The sequence below is a fragment of the Thioalkalivibrio sp. ALE12 genome (assembly GCF_000381105.1).
Classification (GTDB): Bacteria; Pseudomonadota; Gammaproteobacteria; order Ectothiorhodospirales; family Ectothiorhodospiraceae; genus Thioalkalivibrio.
Genome location: NZ_KB905908.1, coordinates 172,787 through 187,709, shown reverse-complemented (window position 1 = coordinate 187,709; position 14,923 = coordinate 172,787). Strand labels below are relative to the sequence as shown.

Sequence of the window (14,923 nt, the reverse complement as noted above, 5' to 3'; positions counted from 1 at the left end):
CCATGAAGAACCTGATCAACCGCATCCGCGGTGTGGAACGCGATGTCATCGAGAAGCCGGGGGACGCGGGCGGTGCCCCCTTCTACAAGCCCCAGGGTGACGAGATCGAGATCTTTCAGGCGGCGTACTCGAAGCGCCTGCCGGTGATGCTCAAGGGCCCCACCGGCTGCGGCAAGACCCGCTTTCTCGAGCATGTGGCGCACACCTTGGGGCAGCCGCTGGTGACCGTGTCCTGCCACGAGGACCTGACCAGCTCCGATCTGGTCGGCCGCTTCCTGCTGGAAGGCGAGGAGACCGTCTGGCAGGACGGCCCGCTGACCCGTTCGGTCAAGGAGGGCGCGATCTGCTACCTCGACGAGATCGTCGAGGCGCGTACCGATACCACCGTGGTCATCCACCCGCTGACCGACCACCGGCGCCAGCTCCCGCTGGACAAGAAGTCCCAGATCATCGACGCGCACGAGGACTTCATGCTGGTGATCTCCTACAACCCGGGATATCAGACCGTGCTGAAGGATCTGAAGCCCTCGACCAAGCAGCGCTTTGTCGGCATCCACTTTGACTACCCGGCCGAGGATGTCGAGCGCGAGATCGTGGCCAAGGAATCCGGCGGCCTGGATGCCGACCGCGTGGAAAAACTCGTGGCGGCCGGGCGCAAGGCCCGGGCCCTGAAGGACCATGGGCTGGAAGAGGCGACCTCCACCCGAGCACTCGCCTATGCTGGCGAACTGATGCAGGCCGGTCTGAGCCCGCGTGTGGCCTGCCGTGCCGCGATGATCGCCCCGATCACCGACGACCCCGAGCTGATCCAGGCGCTGGAAGAGATCTTCGACGCCCACTTCCCCGAGTCCGAAGCCGCGTGAGCGATACCGCGACCAACGGCGGCGCGAAACCGGAGGCGGAAGAACTCGTCGAGATCGAGGAAATCCTCCAGCACCTGGAGGACATCAGCTTCGTCGCCCACCGCGACACCAAAGAGGCCCTGCCGGCCATCCGCCCGTTTGGCGTCACCATTGCGCGGCGCTGGATCGAGACGGCCCGCGACCTGTTCTTCCATGACCGGGAGTCCGGCAAGAGCTTTATGCGTCACTCCGCGCGGCTGGCCGAGCACATGCAGACGGTGGAGCTGTGGCTGGAACAGGCGACCCGCTTCAAGGAGTGGGTCAATTCCAACTACGCGCTGGAAGGCTTCATGGCCCAGGCCGACCGGGTCTACGCCACATGGGGCGAGGAAGGCGAGCGCGAGTGGGCCGAGATCGGCCTGCGCTGGTGCGCGCGCAGCCTGCCGGATGCCCGGGCCTATTTCGAGACCGACTTCGAGAAGCTCGCCGGCGGGCGTGGCATCGACGGCCTGCGCGCCCTGATCGAGCCGGCCGAGACGCTGTTCGACGAACGCGGCCTGACCCTGGACGCCTATCTCGAGGGTGCACCGATCGCCCGCAACCTGGTCGGCGACCAGGGCCTGCTGTCCTGGGCGCGGCGCGGCGCGGACCTGCTGAAGGCCGGGCGCTCGCGCGGCGAGGCCTACTTTCGTCTGGAGAGCGACGAGAGCCTGAAGCTGCTGCTGGAGGCATTGCCGGGCTTTCGCCCTCGCATGCACGGGCGCTTCCTGCGTCTGGTGCTGATGGCCTGGCTGGACGCCGACATCCCGCTGGCCGATTCCAGCTGGAAGCCGGGCGAGGGCCGCCCGATGCTCGAGACCGACGGCCGACGGCTGTACATGCCGGCGGTGATGGACTCGCGCGAGGAGGCGATCGTCGCCACCCAGCATGCGGCCGCGCATCTCGCCTTCGATACCTATGCGCACAGCGACGTGGAGCGCCTGTTCGCACGCGCCGGCGCCGAGCATCCGCCGCTGGACGACAAGTCGCGCATCACCTGGCGCCCGCTGTTCGCGCCATTCGAGGCGCGCATGTTCTGCTTCCAGGTGCTGTTCGATCTGGCCGAAGATCTGCGCGTAAATGCGCGCCTGGCCCCGCGCATCCCGAACTTCCTGCCACGCCTGGTGGCGCTGGCCGAGGTCCACGGTCGCCCGGAGGGCGTGGCCGGCGTCTATTTCGACTTCGCACTGCAGGCCCACCAGGCCCTGCTGCGCGACGAGCCGCAGGACCCGCGTCTGGCGCGTGTGCTGGAGCCGGACGCGGACGTCGTAACCGCCTGGGCGGTCGGCGAGGAGCTGTTCGCCGACGAGGCCTTCCCCGAGATCACCATCGAGGATCGCGCCGAGGCCTATCTGCCCGGGCTGTCGCTGAACCAGTCGCTGCCGGTGTATCCGCAGCGCAAACGCGACGGCAGCCTGGCCGACTTCCGCGACCACGAGGCGCACGACGAGCACCGCTTCGAGCATCAGAAACAGGAAGAACAGCCGCAGCAGGCCCCGGAGCAGGCGCAGAAGGACCCGGACGCCGACATCCAGACCCCGCAGCAGGAGACTTCCGGCACCGGCGGGCGCATCGGCACGGGCATCCCGCAGCCGGCGCAGGTGGCCAAGCGCGCCGCGCCCTACACCCCGAAGAAGGACGGCATCCCGTATCCGGAGTGGGACTACCGCGAGCAGCGCTACATCTCCGACTGGGTGAATCTCTACGAGCGGGTGCTGGACGACGAGGACCCGGAGCGGGCGGCCACCATCCTGTCCGAGAACGCCGACACCCTGAAACGCCTGACCCGCGGCCTGGAGATGCAGCGCCCGATGCGCCTGGCGCCGCTCAGGAAACAGCTCGACGGTGACGAACTGGATACCGAGGCGGTGATCGACTACATCGCCGACAAGAAGGCGGGGCTGTCGCCCAAGGCCTTCATCTACCGCCGCCGTGCGGTGCAGCACCGCGATACCGCCGTGCTGATGCTGGCGGACATGTCCACCTCGATCATGGCGCGCCACCCGGGCGGGCAGGGCAAGATCGTCGACCGCGTGCGCGAGGGGATGATGCTGTTCGCCGAGGCGATCGAGAAGGTCGGCGACCCCTACGCGATCTCCGGCTTCGCCTCCAAGCAGCGCGACCAGGTCAACTACTACTGGCTGAAGGACTTCAACGAGGACCTGAACGACACCGTCCGCGCCCGCATCGCCGGGGTTTCCGGGCGTCTGGCCTCGCGTATGGGCGCGGGCATTCGGCACTCGCTGGAGGCATTCCGGCGCAGCTCGGCCCAGCGCCGGCTGCTGCTGATCCTGTCCGACGGCCGCCCGGCCGACTACGACGACGGCGGCGATCAGCGCTACCTGCACGAGGACACGCGCATGGCGATGAAGGAGGCGGTGGACGCCGGCGTCCACCCCTTCTGCATCACCCTGGACCCGTCCGGCTCCGAGTACCTGCCGGCGATCTTCGGTCCCGGTCACTACACCATCATCGACCACGTGGACGAGCTGCCGCGCCGTCTGCCCGAGATCTACCTGAGGCTGCGCCAGTGAGTGCCACCCCCGAAGCCATCGACGCCTCCACCGGGGCTGCGGCCCGGCACCCGGAGCCGGCCCGTCGTCATGCCACGCTGTTGCATGCCCCGCGCTATCGCGGGCACAGCTACGGCGACAACCACCCGCTCGGGATCCCGCGCGTCTCGCTGACCATCGACCTGATCGAGGCCTACGACGCGATCACCCCGGTGGAGATGGCCGTCACCCGCCGCGCCCAGCCGGCCGAGCTCGAGTGGTTTCACACCCGCGAATACGTGGCCGCGATGCAGCGCGCCGAGGCGCTGGGCAAGGTCTTCCAGCGCTACCGCGACCGCCACAACATCGGCAACTTCGAGAACCCGTTCTTCGCCGGTTTCTTCGCTACTCCGGCGACTGCCACCTGGGGCTCCATCCAGGGGGCCGAGGTGGTGCTGGGCGGGCGCATGGCCTTCAACCCGGCCGGTGGCATGCATCACGCCGCCCCCGACCAGGCCCGTGGCTTTTGCTACTTCAACGACCCGGCGCTGGCGATCCTGCGCCTGCGTCAGGCCGGGCAGCGCGTGCTGTATCTGGACATCGACGCCCACCACGGCGACGGGGTCGAGGCCGCGTTCACCGACGACCCGGATGTGCTCACCGTCTCCCTGCACATGGACACCGAATACGGCTACCCCTTCGAGGGCGGCCGCATCGAGGACACCGGACCGCTGGGCAACGCCGTGAACCTGCCACTGCCCAAGGAGACCAACGACACGGAGTTCCGCGCCGCCTTCACGGCCGTCTGGGAGGCCGTGCGCACCCGCTGGCAGCCGGATGCGGTCGTGGTCCAGGCCGGGACCGATGCGCTGCTGCCGGACCCGCTCGGCAAGTTCGGCATCTCCACCCAGTGCTTCCTCCAGTGCATCGACGACGTGATCGAGACCAGCCCGCGCCACGCCGACGGCACACCGAGGCTGCTGGTCCTGGGCGGTGGCGGCTATCACCCGCTGGCGCTGGCACGCTGCTGGACCGGGGTCTGGGCCCTGCTGACTGGTCGCGAGCTACCCGCCGCGATCCCGGCGGCCGGCCAGGCCCTGCTGCGCGAGGTCGACTGGGACATGGACGAGGAGGAGGACTGGTACGAGAACCTGTTCGTCTCCCGCCTCGACGCCGACCGCTCGGGCCCAGTCCGCCCCGAGCTCGAGGCGCGACTGGCGCAGCTGTGCGCCACACACCCCTTGCTGCGCGGCTAGCGCGGGCGGCCTGGCCCTGCGGCGGCAGGGGCGGCGTCCTTAGTGGAGGACCGGTCCCCTCGGTCCCCGGTGTAAAGATGTCCGACGCCTCTACGGTGGATATTCGGCGTTCAGCGTCGGATCTTTTTACATAACAGCCTCTCGGGGTGAACATATTCACGAAAACGCATAAACAAACCAGCCGCTTACGGATTTGGTCCGGCGTTTGCTTCGTATTCCAGCAAGGGGCGATGGGCGCCCTCGAAGGCCGCGGGGCCGGGAGCTGGAGGTGGGTGCGATGCGCAAGTGGTGGGCGAATCAGGTTGCAGTGCTGGCGGGCGTGATGCTCGCGGGATCGGTGGCGAATGCCGCCATCATCGAGCTTCCGGGTATCGATGAAACCTACGACGGGATCCCGGTCGCGCTGCAGTACAACGACTTTTATTCCTATTCCGGTTCCCTGCTGTACCAGTGGGGCTTCCTCACTCAGAACCAGTACACCGGTCAGGGCACGGGATCGCTCGACCTGATCGTGGGCACGGGATCCAGTGGCCAGGACAATCAGAACATCGGGCCGGGGGGTAGCTACAGTTTCGAGAGCCCCATGCCTTTCCCCAGCGGCAATACCTCGGAGTTTGACGGCACCTGGGGCATGGGCACGCAGGCCAATGGCCCGGTCCTGGTGGATAATCTGCTGGCCTACCTCGACGCCATCAATCCGGGCGCGACGATTCCCACCTTCATTTTCGACCACAACCAGACCGGGGGCTCCCCCGATCTGTGGGTGCAGGCCGAGGTCTTCATCTACGACCCCGAGACCGGGGAACGCGTGGCCCGCTGGATCTTCGACGATGGCAACGGCAACCCGGCGCTCTCGCCCGGTAACGTGGAGGTGATCGGCGAATCCGGCACCGTGTACGAGGCCAATGCCAATGTCGGGAGCGGCCGACTGGACTACATCGTGTTCGCGCCGACCATGGACCTCAGTCTGTTTGCCGGGGCCGGCTATCTGTTCGGGATCGATTTCTTCATGAATGACCTGAACAATGGTTTCGAGGAGCTCTACCTCAGTGGCCGGTTCACCAACGGTACGCCGGTGTCGCTGCCCGGTTCGTTCCTGCTGCTGGGGCTTGGCCTGGCCCTGCTGGTGTTAGTCGTACGCCGGCGCGGTCGCGCGGGTCCAGCAGCCCACTAGGCGCCCGGCCCCTCTCGGCCTTTCCGCGCTTGACCCTGCGCCCCGGCATATGCCGGGGCGCAGTGCATTTGGGGTGAAACGGCGCAGTAGTGGCCCGCTCGCGTTGCGGGTTTTCGCAAATCCTGGCCGCTGACGTAGGATTCCTCCCGCGCCCGGACCCCGTTCGGCCCGGGTCGGCCAGCCCCCGCTGGCCGGATGAGGGATGGCTGCGACCGAGCGAGGAGACGCATGGAGTCCGAGCAGAAACTGATACCCGGATACGCCAACGCCAAGGCAACGCGCCGCTACGCGGAGCAGTTCGTGGCCGAGGGCAAGGCCGCCGAGGGGCATTACAGCGAGTTCTCGCGCGCGAAGATGCGCCTGTCGAGCCTCGGCATCGGCACCTTCGGCGGCGCGGCCACCGCCGAGGTGGACGCGCAGATCTCCGCGATCGTCGCGCGCGGGCTGACCGAGGGCGTCAACGTGGTGGATACCGGCGCGCACTACCGGTACGGGCGTTCGCTGGCGGCCGTCGGGGCGGGTGTGCGCACCGCGCTGGAGGCCGGGGTCCCGCGCGAGGCGATGTTCCTGATCTCCAAGGGCGGCTTCCTGACGCTGCGCGGCGGGCCGCCGGAGGACATGGAGGCCTGGTTCCAGCGCGAGATCGAGTCCCAGGGCATGGGGACGAAGGACGACCTGGCCAAGGGCGCGCACCTGCTGACGCCGGAATACATCCACTACCAGATGGAGCTGTCGCGCTCGCTGATGGGGGTGGAGACGCTGGATGCCTTCATCATCGACCAGCCCGAGGTGCACATCCACGAGATCGGCAAGGAAGCGACCAACCGCAAGCTGGAGCCGGTGTTCGAGGTGCTGGAGCGGGCCGCGCGCGAGAAGAAGATCCGCGCCTACGGCATCTCCACCTTCGAGGGCTTCCGCGAGGAGACCGATGCCGCGGTGTTCCAGTCGCTGACCTCGATGCAGGGGCTGGCCGAGCGCGCCGCGCAGACCGTCACCGGCGACGACCATGCCCGGCATCACTTCAAGATCGCGATGCTCCCCTTCAACCAGGTGATGCTGGAGGGGTTCACCCGCTTCAACACCGCCACCGGGCAGGGCAACGTGGCGAGCCCGCTGCAGGCCGCCCACCAGCTCGAGGTGTACATGATTGCCTCGCACTCCATGCTCAAGGGCCATCTGGCGCAGCAGTCGGTGGAGGTGGTCGAGCAGCAGCTGGCCAGCCTGCCTAATCCGGCCCAGCGCGCGATGCAGTTCAACCGTTCCACGCCGGGGCTGGGCACCTCGCTGGTCGGCATGAGTACGCCGGCGCACCTGGACGACATGCTGGCGGTGATGCGCGAGCCGATGATGGACAAGAAGGCCTACCTTGGCATGTTCAAGAAGGCCGAGGAGTAAGCCGGAGCCGGGTCTTTCCCTGGTGGGAGCCGGCTTGCCGGCGAAGCCCTGCCTGCATCCGGCTTTGGCAGGGGCTTCGCGTGCAAGCACGCTCCCACAGGGTCCCGGACCTTGGCTGCGATAGAGAATTCACGCACAAGGGTATGCCATGCAGGTTGATCTGAAGGCCCTCGAATTTCCCGCGATCCAGCGCCTGCTGGAGCGCCTGACTGCCACCCCCTACGGTGCCGATGCCGCGCGCGGCCTGGAGCCGGCGCCGAACCTGGATGCCGCCCGGGCCCTGCAAAAGGCGGTAACCGTCGCGCGCCAGCGCCTGGACGCCGGCACCCTGCCGCGGCTGGGCCAGCTTCCCGACGTGCGCGCGGCGCTGCGCCAGGCGGCCAATCCCGGCGCGGCCCTCCCGGTGCAGGCGCTGCACAACCTGCAGACCATCATGCGTCATGCCCGCGAGCTGGCGGACCAGCTCGCCGATACGCCGGAGATCTACCCGGCCGACCTGAACAAACTGTATCCGCCCGAGGCACTGGAAGAGCGTCTGTCCGCGTGCCTGAATCCTGGGGGTTCGCTGCGCGAGGACGCCAGTGCATCACTGGTCGAGGCCTTTGGCGAGCGCAACCGCCTGCGCGGCGAGGTCGAGGCGGTGGTAAAGAAGCGTCTGGCAGCCTCCGATGTCGCGCAGAAGGGCGAGGACGCGCTGAAGGTTCAGTGGCACCAGGAGCGCGCCGTGATGGTGCTGCGCGGGGATGCCGCCAGCGCGGTAAAGGGCGTGCGCCGAGGCACGGCCATGGGCGGGCGCGACCAGATCGTGGAGCCGATCGAGGCGGTGCCGCTGAACAACCAGCTGGATACGGTCAACGGTCAGATCAACACCGAGCAGCAGCGCCTGCTACGCGAGCTGACCGATGTGGTGCGCCAGTACGGCGAGCCGCTGGAGCTGATGCTGACCGCGCTGACCTGGATCGATCTCGCCTCGGCCGCGGCGCAGCTCTCGGCCCAGATGAATGCCCACGCCCCGCGGCTGGAGGCCGAGGCGGGCGTGGAGCTGGTCGAGGCCTACCATCCGCTGCTGCTGTTGCAGTTTGCCGAGGGCAACGGCCCGCAGCCGGTGCCGCTGTCGATCCGGCTGGATGGCGAGCAGCCGCTGTTGCTGATCACCGGGCCGAACACCGGTGGCAAGACGGTCGCGCTGAAGACCTTGGGCCTGCTGGTCACCATGGCGTGGTGCGGGCTGCATATCCCGGCCGAACAGGACTGCCGCATCGGGCGTTTCGATCAGGTGATGGTGGATGTTGGTGACAACCAGAGCCTGTTCCACCACCTGTCGACCTTCGCCGGGCATGTGGAGGTCCTGAAACGCATCCTCGAAAACGCCGGCCCCGAGAGCCTGATCCTGCTGGACGAGCTGGGCACGGGCACCGACCCGGACGAGGGCGCGGCCCTGGCAATGGCGATGCTGGACGAACTGCGCGCGCGGGGCACGCGCGGGATCGTGAACACCCACCTGGCGCCGCTGAAGGACTACGCCGCACAGCATGCGGGCATCGTCAACGCCTCGATGCAGTTCGACGCGGAGACCCTGTCGCCCACCTACCGGTTGCTGATTGGCGAGCCCGGCGTCTCCTTCGGTCTGACCATCGCGGAGAAGAACGGCCTGCCGCCGCAGCTGGTGGCCCGCGCCCGCGAGCACTTCGCCGAGCTGCCCACCGCGCAGGCTGGGGCCGAGCACAGCTGAGCCTTGATCCGGGGTGCTCCCTGGAGATCGCCGCGGCGCTGCGCGCCTCGCGATGACGATTATTTTTCGTGCCGGTCATGGCGAGGCCCCGCCGGGGCCGTGGCCATCTCTGGGCACAACCCCAACGCGGGTTGCGGCAGGCTCCTCGGCGCTGCATGAATTGCACCGATTCCGCGCGTCATGGCGTGAAATGGGGGCGATTTCATATTAGGATGGTGGGCTATTTTGATTTGTGGTGCATGATCGCTCGACGATCGTGCACAAGCCCCCGGTAAGGAAGTCGACCATCATGTCCGAGACCGCAAGTTCCTCCACCGCCATCACCGGCGCCGAAATCTTCTGCCGCAGCCTGCAGGCCGAGGGCGTCGAGGTCGTATTCGGCTATCCCGGTGGCGCGGTACTGCACATCTACGATGCGCTGTACCGGCAGGACAAGGTCTCCCACGTACTGGTGCGCCACGAGCAGGGCGCGGTACATGCGGCCGAGGGCTATGCCAAGTCCTCCGACAAGCCCGGCGTGGCGCTGGTCACCTCCGGCCCCGGCGCGACCAACGCGATCACCGGGATCGCCGATGCGTACATGGATTCTGTGCCGCTGGTGGTGTTCACCGGCCAGGTGCCGACCAGCCTGATCGGCAATGATGCCTTTCAGGAGGTCGACACCGTGGGGATCACGCGTCCCTGCGTGAAGCACAACTTCCTGGTCAAGGACGTGAAGGACCTGGCCACCACCATCAAGAAGGCCTTTTACGTGGCGACCACCGGTCGCCCCGGCCCGGTGGTGGTGGACATCCCGAAGGACGTGACCGCCGACAGCTGCGAGTTCGAGTACCCGGAGAGCATCCACATGCGCTCCTACAACCCGGTCTCGAAGGGGCACACCGGGCAGATCCGCAAGGCGGTGGAGCTGATCCTGTCGGCGAAACAGCCGATGATCTACACCGGCGGTGGCGTGATCCTGGGCAAGGGTTCAGAGGCGCTGACGGAGTTCACCCGAAAGCTGGGCTATCCGATCACCAACACCCTGATGGGGCTGGGCGGCTACCCGGCGTCGGACAAGCAGTACCTCGGCATGCTCGGCATGCACGGGACCTACGAGGCCAACATGGCCATGCATCACGCGGACGTGCTGATCGCGATCGGTGCGCGCTTCGACGATCGCGTGACCGGCAACATCGAAAAGTTCTGCCCGCACGCGAAGATCGTGCATGTGGACGTCGATCCGTCTTCCATCTCCAAGAACGTGAAGGTGGACGTGCCGATCGTGGGCGAGGTGGAGCCGGTGCTGCGCGAACTGATCAAGGGGCTGAGCGAGAACGGTGGCAAGCCGGATGCCGAGGCTCTGGCCACCTGGTGGAAGCAGATCGAGGAATGGCAGGCGCAGGACTGCCTGAAGTACGACCAGAATTCCGAGCTGATCAAGCCGCAGTACGTGGTGCAGAAGTTCTGGGAGCTCACCCAGGGCGAGGCCTTCGTGACCTCGGATGTCGGCCAGCACCAGATGTGGGCCGCGCAGTTCTACCGCTTCGACAAGCCGAACCGCTGGATCAACTCCGGCGGCCTGGGCACGATGGGCGTGGGCTTGCCGTTCGCGATGGGCGTGCAGTTCGCGCATCCGGACGCGACGGTGGGCTGCATCACCGGCGAGGCCAGCATCCAGATGTGCATCCAGGAGCTGTCCACCTGCTTCCAGTACCAGCTGCCGCTGAAGATCCTGAACCTGAACAACCGCTACCTGGGCATGGTCCGGCAGTGGCAGGAGTTCTTCTACCAGGGCCGCTACGCGATGTCCTACATGGATGCCCTGCCGGACTTCGTGAAGCTGGCCGAGGCCTATGGCCATGTCGGCATCCAGGTCACCCAGCCCGGCGACGTCGAGGGTGCCATCAAGGAGGCCCTGGCGCAGAAGGAGCGCCTGGTGTTCCTGGACTTCATCACCGACCAGTCCGAGAACGTGTATCCAATGATCCCGGCCGGTGCCGGCCAGAACGAGATGATCCTGGTCTGAGCCGGGTACAGGGAAGAGCCGTATGCGTCATATCATCAGTGTCCTGCTGGAAAACGAAGCCGGTGCCCTCTCGCGGGTGGCCGGGCTGTTCTCCGCGCGTGGCTACAACATCGAGTCGCTGACCGTCGCGCCGACCGACGACCCGTCGCTGTCGCGCATGACCATCGTCACCAGTGGTTCCGACGAGATCGTCGAGCAGATCACCAAGCAGCTGAACAAGCTGATCGACGTGATCAAGCTGCTCGACATGACCGCCTACCCGCATATCGAGCGCGAGATGGCGCTGGTCAAGGTCCGCGTGCCGGAGGCCGCCGACCGCGAGGAGGCGAAACGCCTGGCGGATATCTTCCGCGGCCGCATCATTGACGTGACCCACGACACCTATGTCGTCGAGATCACCGGCGAGGGCTCCAAGCTGGATGCCTTCCTCGAGGCGCTCCAGCCGTTCCCCGTGCTGGAGGTCGTGCGCTCCGGCGTCATGGGCATCGCCCGCGGCGACGTCAGCCTGCAGATCTGAATCCCCGGGTCCGGCGCTGCCTGCGGTGCCGGACCTGTTTGTTTGCCATGGGCCCCGTACGGGGTTGATATCAAGGAAATTGTGATGAATCTCTACTACGACAAAGACGCCGATCTCTCCATCATCCAGGGCATGAAGGTGGCCATCATCGGCTACGGCTCGCAGGGCCACGCCCATGCGAACAACCTGAAGGACTCCGGCGTGGATGTGACCGTGGGTCTGCGCGAGGGCTCCGGTTCCCGCGCCAAGGCCGAAGAGGCCGGCCTGAAGGTGGCCGACGTCGACGCCGCGACCGCCGGCGCCGACCTGATCATGGTGCTGGCCCCGGACGAGTACCAGGCCGCGCTGTACCGCGACGTGCTGGAACCGAACCTGAAGCAGGGCGCGACCCTGGCCTTCGCCCACGGCTTCGCGATCCACTACAACCAGATCGAGCCGCGCAAGGACCTGGACGTGATCATGATCGCGCCCAAGGCCCCGGGTCACACCGTGCGCTCCGAGTTCGTGCGTGGCGGCGGCATCCCCGACCTGATCGCCATCCAGCAGGACGCCTCGGGCAAGGCGCGCGATATCGCGATGTCCTATGCCTCCGCGATCGGCGGCGGCCGCACCGGCATCATCGAGACCACCTTCAAGGACGAGACCGAGACCGACCTGTTCGGCGAACAGGCCGTGCTGTGCGGCGGTGCGGTGGAGCTGGTCAAGGCCGGCTTCGAGACCCTGACCGAGGCCGGCTACGCTCCGGAGATGGCCTACTTCGAGTGCCTGCACGAGCTCAAGCTGATCGTCGACCTGATGTACGAGGGCGGCATCGCCAACATGAACTACTCGATCTCCAACAATGCCGAGTACGGCGAGTACGTGACCGGCCCGCAGGTGATAAACGAAGAGTCGCGCTGGGCGATGCGCGAGGCGCTGAAGAATATCCAGAACGGCGAGTACGCCAAGCAGTTCATCCTGGAAGGCGCGATGAACTACCCGTCGATGACCGCCAACCGTCGTCTGAACGCCGCCCACGAGATCGAGCAGGTGGGCGAACGCCTGCGTGCCATGATGCCGTGGATCAAGGCCAACCAGCTGGTCGACAAGTCCCGCAACTGATGCGGCTCCCCGCGGCGGGCGTTCCGGCCCGCCGTGGTCCTTCGTTCCTGCCGAGCGTCCGATGCTGTTTCCGCTAGCCCCTGAAGGCCGCCTGTTCGTGATCATCGCCGCGTGGATGGCGGTCATCACGTTGCTGGTCGGGGAGGCGGAGCTGGGCCTGTTCATGGTGATCCTCACCGTGTTCCTGATGGCCGTGTTCCGTGACCTGCGGCGCAAGGCCCCGGCGCCGGCCCTGGGCGTGATCGCCCCGGCCGATGGCACCATCGAATCGGTCGCCGAGGCCCGCGACCCGTTCACGAAAAAGCCGGCGGTCCGCATCCGCCTGCGCCAGCGGCGGCTGGGCGAGTACAACGTGCACGCCCCGCAGGAGGCCGAGATCCGCGAACGGGTCTGGCCAGGCAAGGAAACCGACGAAGCCCCGGATGCGCAGCTGGAGGGCCGCCTGGCCTACGCGCTGGAGACCGACGAGGGCACGCGGTTGACCCTGGCCCTCAGTGTCGATCACTGGCCGCGGATGATCCGCATGCAGAACAACGTCCCGGGCAATCGTCTGGGGCGTGGCAAGCGCATGGGGTTCGCCGGCTTTGGTGGTACCTTCGAGGTGTGGTTGCCGGCCGGGTCGCAGGTGATGGTCGAGCCGGGTCAGCGGGTGCTGGCCGGTTCCGCCCTGCTGGGCGGGCTGCCGGAGTCCGAATCCACCGGGGACGCCGAGGGGGCCGTGGAGATGCTGCAATGAGTACAGGCGACGAAGGCGACCGGCGCGCGGAACCCGACTACATCGAGGGCGAGGACACCATCGCCGACGACCAGCCCCCGCATCGTCGGCGCCGGCGCGGCGTGTTCCTGCTGCCCAACCTGTTCACCACGGGGGTGCTCTTCTCCGGCTTCTTCGCCATCGTCTCGGCGATCAACGGCGAATACATCACCGCCGCCATCGCGGTCTTCGTGGCCATGGTGCTGGATACCCTGGACGGGCGCGTCGCGCGCATGACCGACACCCAGAGCGAGTTCGGCGCGCAGTACGATTCGCTGTCGGATCTGGTCTCGTTCGGCGTTGCGCCGGCGCTGATCGTCTACCTGTGGCAACTGCATGACCTGGGCAACTTCGGCTGGGTGGCGGCGTTCTTCTTTACCACCGCCGCCGCGCTGCGCCTGGCGCGCTTCAACAGCCGCCTCGCGGTCAGCGACAAGCGCTTCTTCCAGGGCCTGCCAAGCCCCGCCAGTGCCGCGATCCTGGTCGGCATGGTCTGGGTGCTGGAGGACTGGGGCATCCCCGCCGAGCTGGCCGATCCGTACGTGGTCGGCATCCTGGTGGTCACCGTGCTGTCCGGGGCGGCAATGGTCAGTAACCTGACCTACTTCAGCTTCAAGGACATGGACTTCAAGCACCGGGTGCCCTTCCTGGCGATCGTCGGCGTGGTGGTCGCGCTGATGCTGCTGGCCCTGGATCCGCCCAAGGTCCTCCTCGCGGGCTTCGTGATCTACGCCCTGTCCGGTCCGCTGCTGACCCTGGAGCGCTGGCGCCGGCATCGCCGCCGGGCGCCCTCGGGGGAGTAGTCGCATGTCGCTGTCGGTGCGCCAGCGCCGCATCCTCGCGGACATGGGCATCCCCGTGTGGCGTTCGCGAGTCGCGGCCGCCCCGGCGATCGAAGTGCCCCCGGGCGAACCGCTGGCCCCAGCCGCGAAGGTGCCGTCCGGGGCGGCGGATGCGGGGGGCGGGGCGCAGGATGCCGCCGTCGTGACCCTGGACTGGGAGGCCCTCCAGGCGCGCGTGAGCGGCTGCCAGGCCTGTGCCGAGCTGGCGCGCGAACGTACGCAGACCGTGTTCGGGGTAGGCGATCCGCGCGCCCGCTGGCTGTTCATCGGCGAGGCCCCCGGCGCGGAGGAGGACCGGCGCGGGGAACCCTTCGTCGGCCGTGCCGGGCAGCTGCTGGACAACATGCTGCGGGCCCTGGGGCTGGACCGGGGCCACGATGTGTTCATTGCCAACGTGCTGAAGTGCCGCCCCCCCGGAAACCGCGACCCGAAACCGGAGGAGGCGGCGGCCTGCCGCGCCTACCTCGATCGCCAGATCGCCCTGATCCAGCCCCAGGTCATTGTCGCCCTGGGACGGATCGCGGCCCAGAGCCTGCTGGCATCGGAGGAGCCCCTGGGACGCCTGCGCGGGGCGCAGCACCGCTATCAGGGCGTGCCGCTGGTGGTGACCTATCACCCGGCCTACCTGCTGCGAAAGCCGGGAGACAAGGGCAAGGCCTGGCAGGACCTGCAGCGCGCCCGGGCCTTCCTGGAGTAACCCGATTCCCGTTGTGGAGATGGGAACCCGGGCAGCATTCCCGGGCTCGGAACTCCCGGAAGCGCCCCGTATCC

At 67.4% G+C, this 14,923-nt stretch carries 12 protein-coding genes; all 12 read left to right on the top strand.

Annotated elements, in window-relative coordinates; translation table 11 throughout:
• Nucleotides 1-2: 2 nt before the first annotated feature.
• The 12 genes from F614_RS0108350 to F614_RS0108295 all read left to right on the top strand — a co-directional run bounded on the left by F614_RS0108350 (nucleotide 3) and on the right by F614_RS0108295 (nucleotide 14,849).
• Nucleotides 3-863: a CbbQ/NirQ/NorQ/GpvN family protein gene (locus F614_RS0108350; RefSeq protein ID WP_018867533.1), complete on the top strand. Its 861-nt coding sequence runs from the start codon at nucleotides 3-5 to the stop codon at nucleotides 861-863.
• The gene (locus F614_RS0108345) at nucleotides 860-3,415 is read left to right on the top strand and encodes a nitric oxide reductase activation protein NorD (protein WP_019558701.1); all 2,556 of its coding nucleotides are present in this window, start codon (nucleotides 860-862) and stop codon (nucleotides 3,413-3,415) included. Before F614_RS0108350 ends, F614_RS0108345 begins: the two co-directional genes overlap by 4 nt.
• The gene (locus F614_RS0108340; protein ID WP_019558700.1) at nucleotides 3,412-4,629 is read left to right on the top strand and encodes an acetoin utilization protein AcuC; all 1,218 of its coding nucleotides are present in this window, start codon (nucleotides 3,412-3,414) and stop codon (nucleotides 4,627-4,629) included. Before F614_RS0108345 ends, F614_RS0108340 begins: the two co-directional genes overlap by 4 nt.
• A gap of 277 nt (nucleotides 4,630-4,906) precedes the next feature.
• Nucleotides 4,907-5,803 (top strand): hypothetical protein, encoded by an 897-nt coding sequence (locus F614_RS0108335; protein WP_018867530.1) that lies wholly within the window; start codon nucleotides 4,907-4,909, stop codon nucleotides 5,801-5,803.
• A gap of 228 nt (nucleotides 5,804-6,031) precedes the next feature.
• Complete coding sequence (locus F614_RS0108330; RefSeq protein ID WP_018867529.1) at nucleotides 6,032-7,198, top strand: aldo/keto reductase; 1,167 nt, start codon at nucleotides 6,032-6,034, stop codon at nucleotides 7,196-7,198.
• 148 nt (nucleotides 7,199-7,346) lie between these two features.
• Nucleotides 7,347-8,930: a DNA mismatch repair protein MutS gene (locus F614_RS0108325; RefSeq protein WP_018877046.1), complete on the top strand. Its 1,584-nt coding sequence runs from the start codon at nucleotides 7,347-7,349 to the stop codon at nucleotides 8,928-8,930.
• Nucleotides 8,931-9,219: 289 nt separating this feature from the next.
• A complete protein-coding gene (gene ilvB, locus F614_RS0108320; protein WP_018878533.1) occupies nucleotides 9,220-10,938 on the top strand; it encodes a biosynthetic-type acetolactate synthase large subunit in 1,719 nt (572 codons plus the stop codon).
• 22 nt (nucleotides 10,939-10,960) lie between these two features.
• The gene (gene ilvN, locus F614_RS0108315; protein ID WP_018867526.1) at nucleotides 10,961-11,455 is read left to right on the top strand and encodes an acetolactate synthase small subunit; all 495 of its coding nucleotides are present in this window, start codon (nucleotides 10,961-10,963) and stop codon (nucleotides 11,453-11,455) included.
• A gap of 84 nt (nucleotides 11,456-11,539) precedes the next feature.
• Nucleotides 11,540-12,556: a ketol-acid reductoisomerase gene (gene ilvC / locus F614_RS0108310; protein WP_018862774.1), complete on the top strand. Its 1,017-nt coding sequence runs from the start codon at nucleotides 11,540-11,542 to the stop codon at nucleotides 12,554-12,556.
• 61 nt (nucleotides 12,557-12,617) lie between these two features.
• Nucleotides 12,618-13,292 (top strand): phosphatidylserine decarboxylase, encoded by a 675-nt coding sequence (locus F614_RS0108305; protein ID WP_019558699.1) that lies wholly within the window; start codon nucleotides 12,618-12,620, stop codon nucleotides 13,290-13,292.
• Nucleotides 13,289-14,113 carry a CDP-diacylglycerol--serine O-phosphatidyltransferase gene (gene pssA, locus F614_RS0108300; RefSeq protein WP_018867524.1) on the top strand — a complete coding sequence of 275 codons (825 nt, stop codon included), beginning with the start codon at nucleotides 13,289-13,291 and terminating at the stop codon, nucleotides 14,111-14,113. The genes F614_RS0108305 and pssA overlap by 4 nt, the downstream gene beginning before the upstream one ends.
• 4 nt (nucleotides 14,114-14,117) lie before the next feature.
• Nucleotides 14,118-14,849, top strand: coding sequence for a uracil-DNA glycosylase family protein (locus tag F614_RS0108295; RefSeq protein ID WP_019558698.1), 732 nt, complete (start codon nucleotides 14,118-14,120; stop codon nucleotides 14,847-14,849).
• Nucleotides 14,850-14,923 lie beyond the last annotated feature (74 nt).

Coding starts and splice junctions, on each gene's coding strand:
- F614_RS0108335 (WP_018867530.1), top strand. CDS start 4,907: ATGCGCAAGTGGTGGGCGAATCAGGTTGCAGTGCTGGCGGGCGTGATG.
- F614_RS0108295 (WP_019558698.1), top strand. CDS start 14,118: ATGTCGCTGTCGGTGCGCCAGCGCCGCATCCTCGCGGACATGGGCATC.
- F614_RS0108330 (WP_018867529.1), top strand. CDS start 6,032: ATGGAGTCCGAGCAGAAACTGATACCCGGATACGCCAACGCCAAGGCA.
- F614_RS0108305 (WP_019558699.1), top strand. CDS start 12,618: ATGCTGTTTCCGCTAGCCCCTGAAGGCCGCCTGTTCGTGATCATCGCC.
- F614_RS0108325 (WP_018877046.1), top strand. CDS start 7,347: ATGCAGGTTGATCTGAAGGCCCTCGAATTTCCCGCGATCCAGCGCCTG.
- ilvB (WP_018878533.1), top strand. CDS start 9,220: ATGTCCGAGACCGCAAGTTCCTCCACCGCCATCACCGGCGCCGAAATC.
- ilvN (WP_018867526.1), top strand. CDS start 10,961: ATGCGTCATATCATCAGTGTCCTGCTGGAAAACGAAGCCGGTGCCCTC.
- ilvC (WP_018862774.1), top strand. CDS start 11,540: ATGAATCTCTACTACGACAAAGACGCCGATCTCTCCATCATCCAGGGC.
- pssA (WP_018867524.1), top strand. CDS start 13,289: ATGAGTACAGGCGACGAAGGCGACCGGCGCGCGGAACCCGACTACATC.
- F614_RS0108350 (WP_018867533.1), top strand. CDS start 3: ATGAAGAACCTGATCAACCGCATCCGCGGTGTGGAACGCGATGTCATC.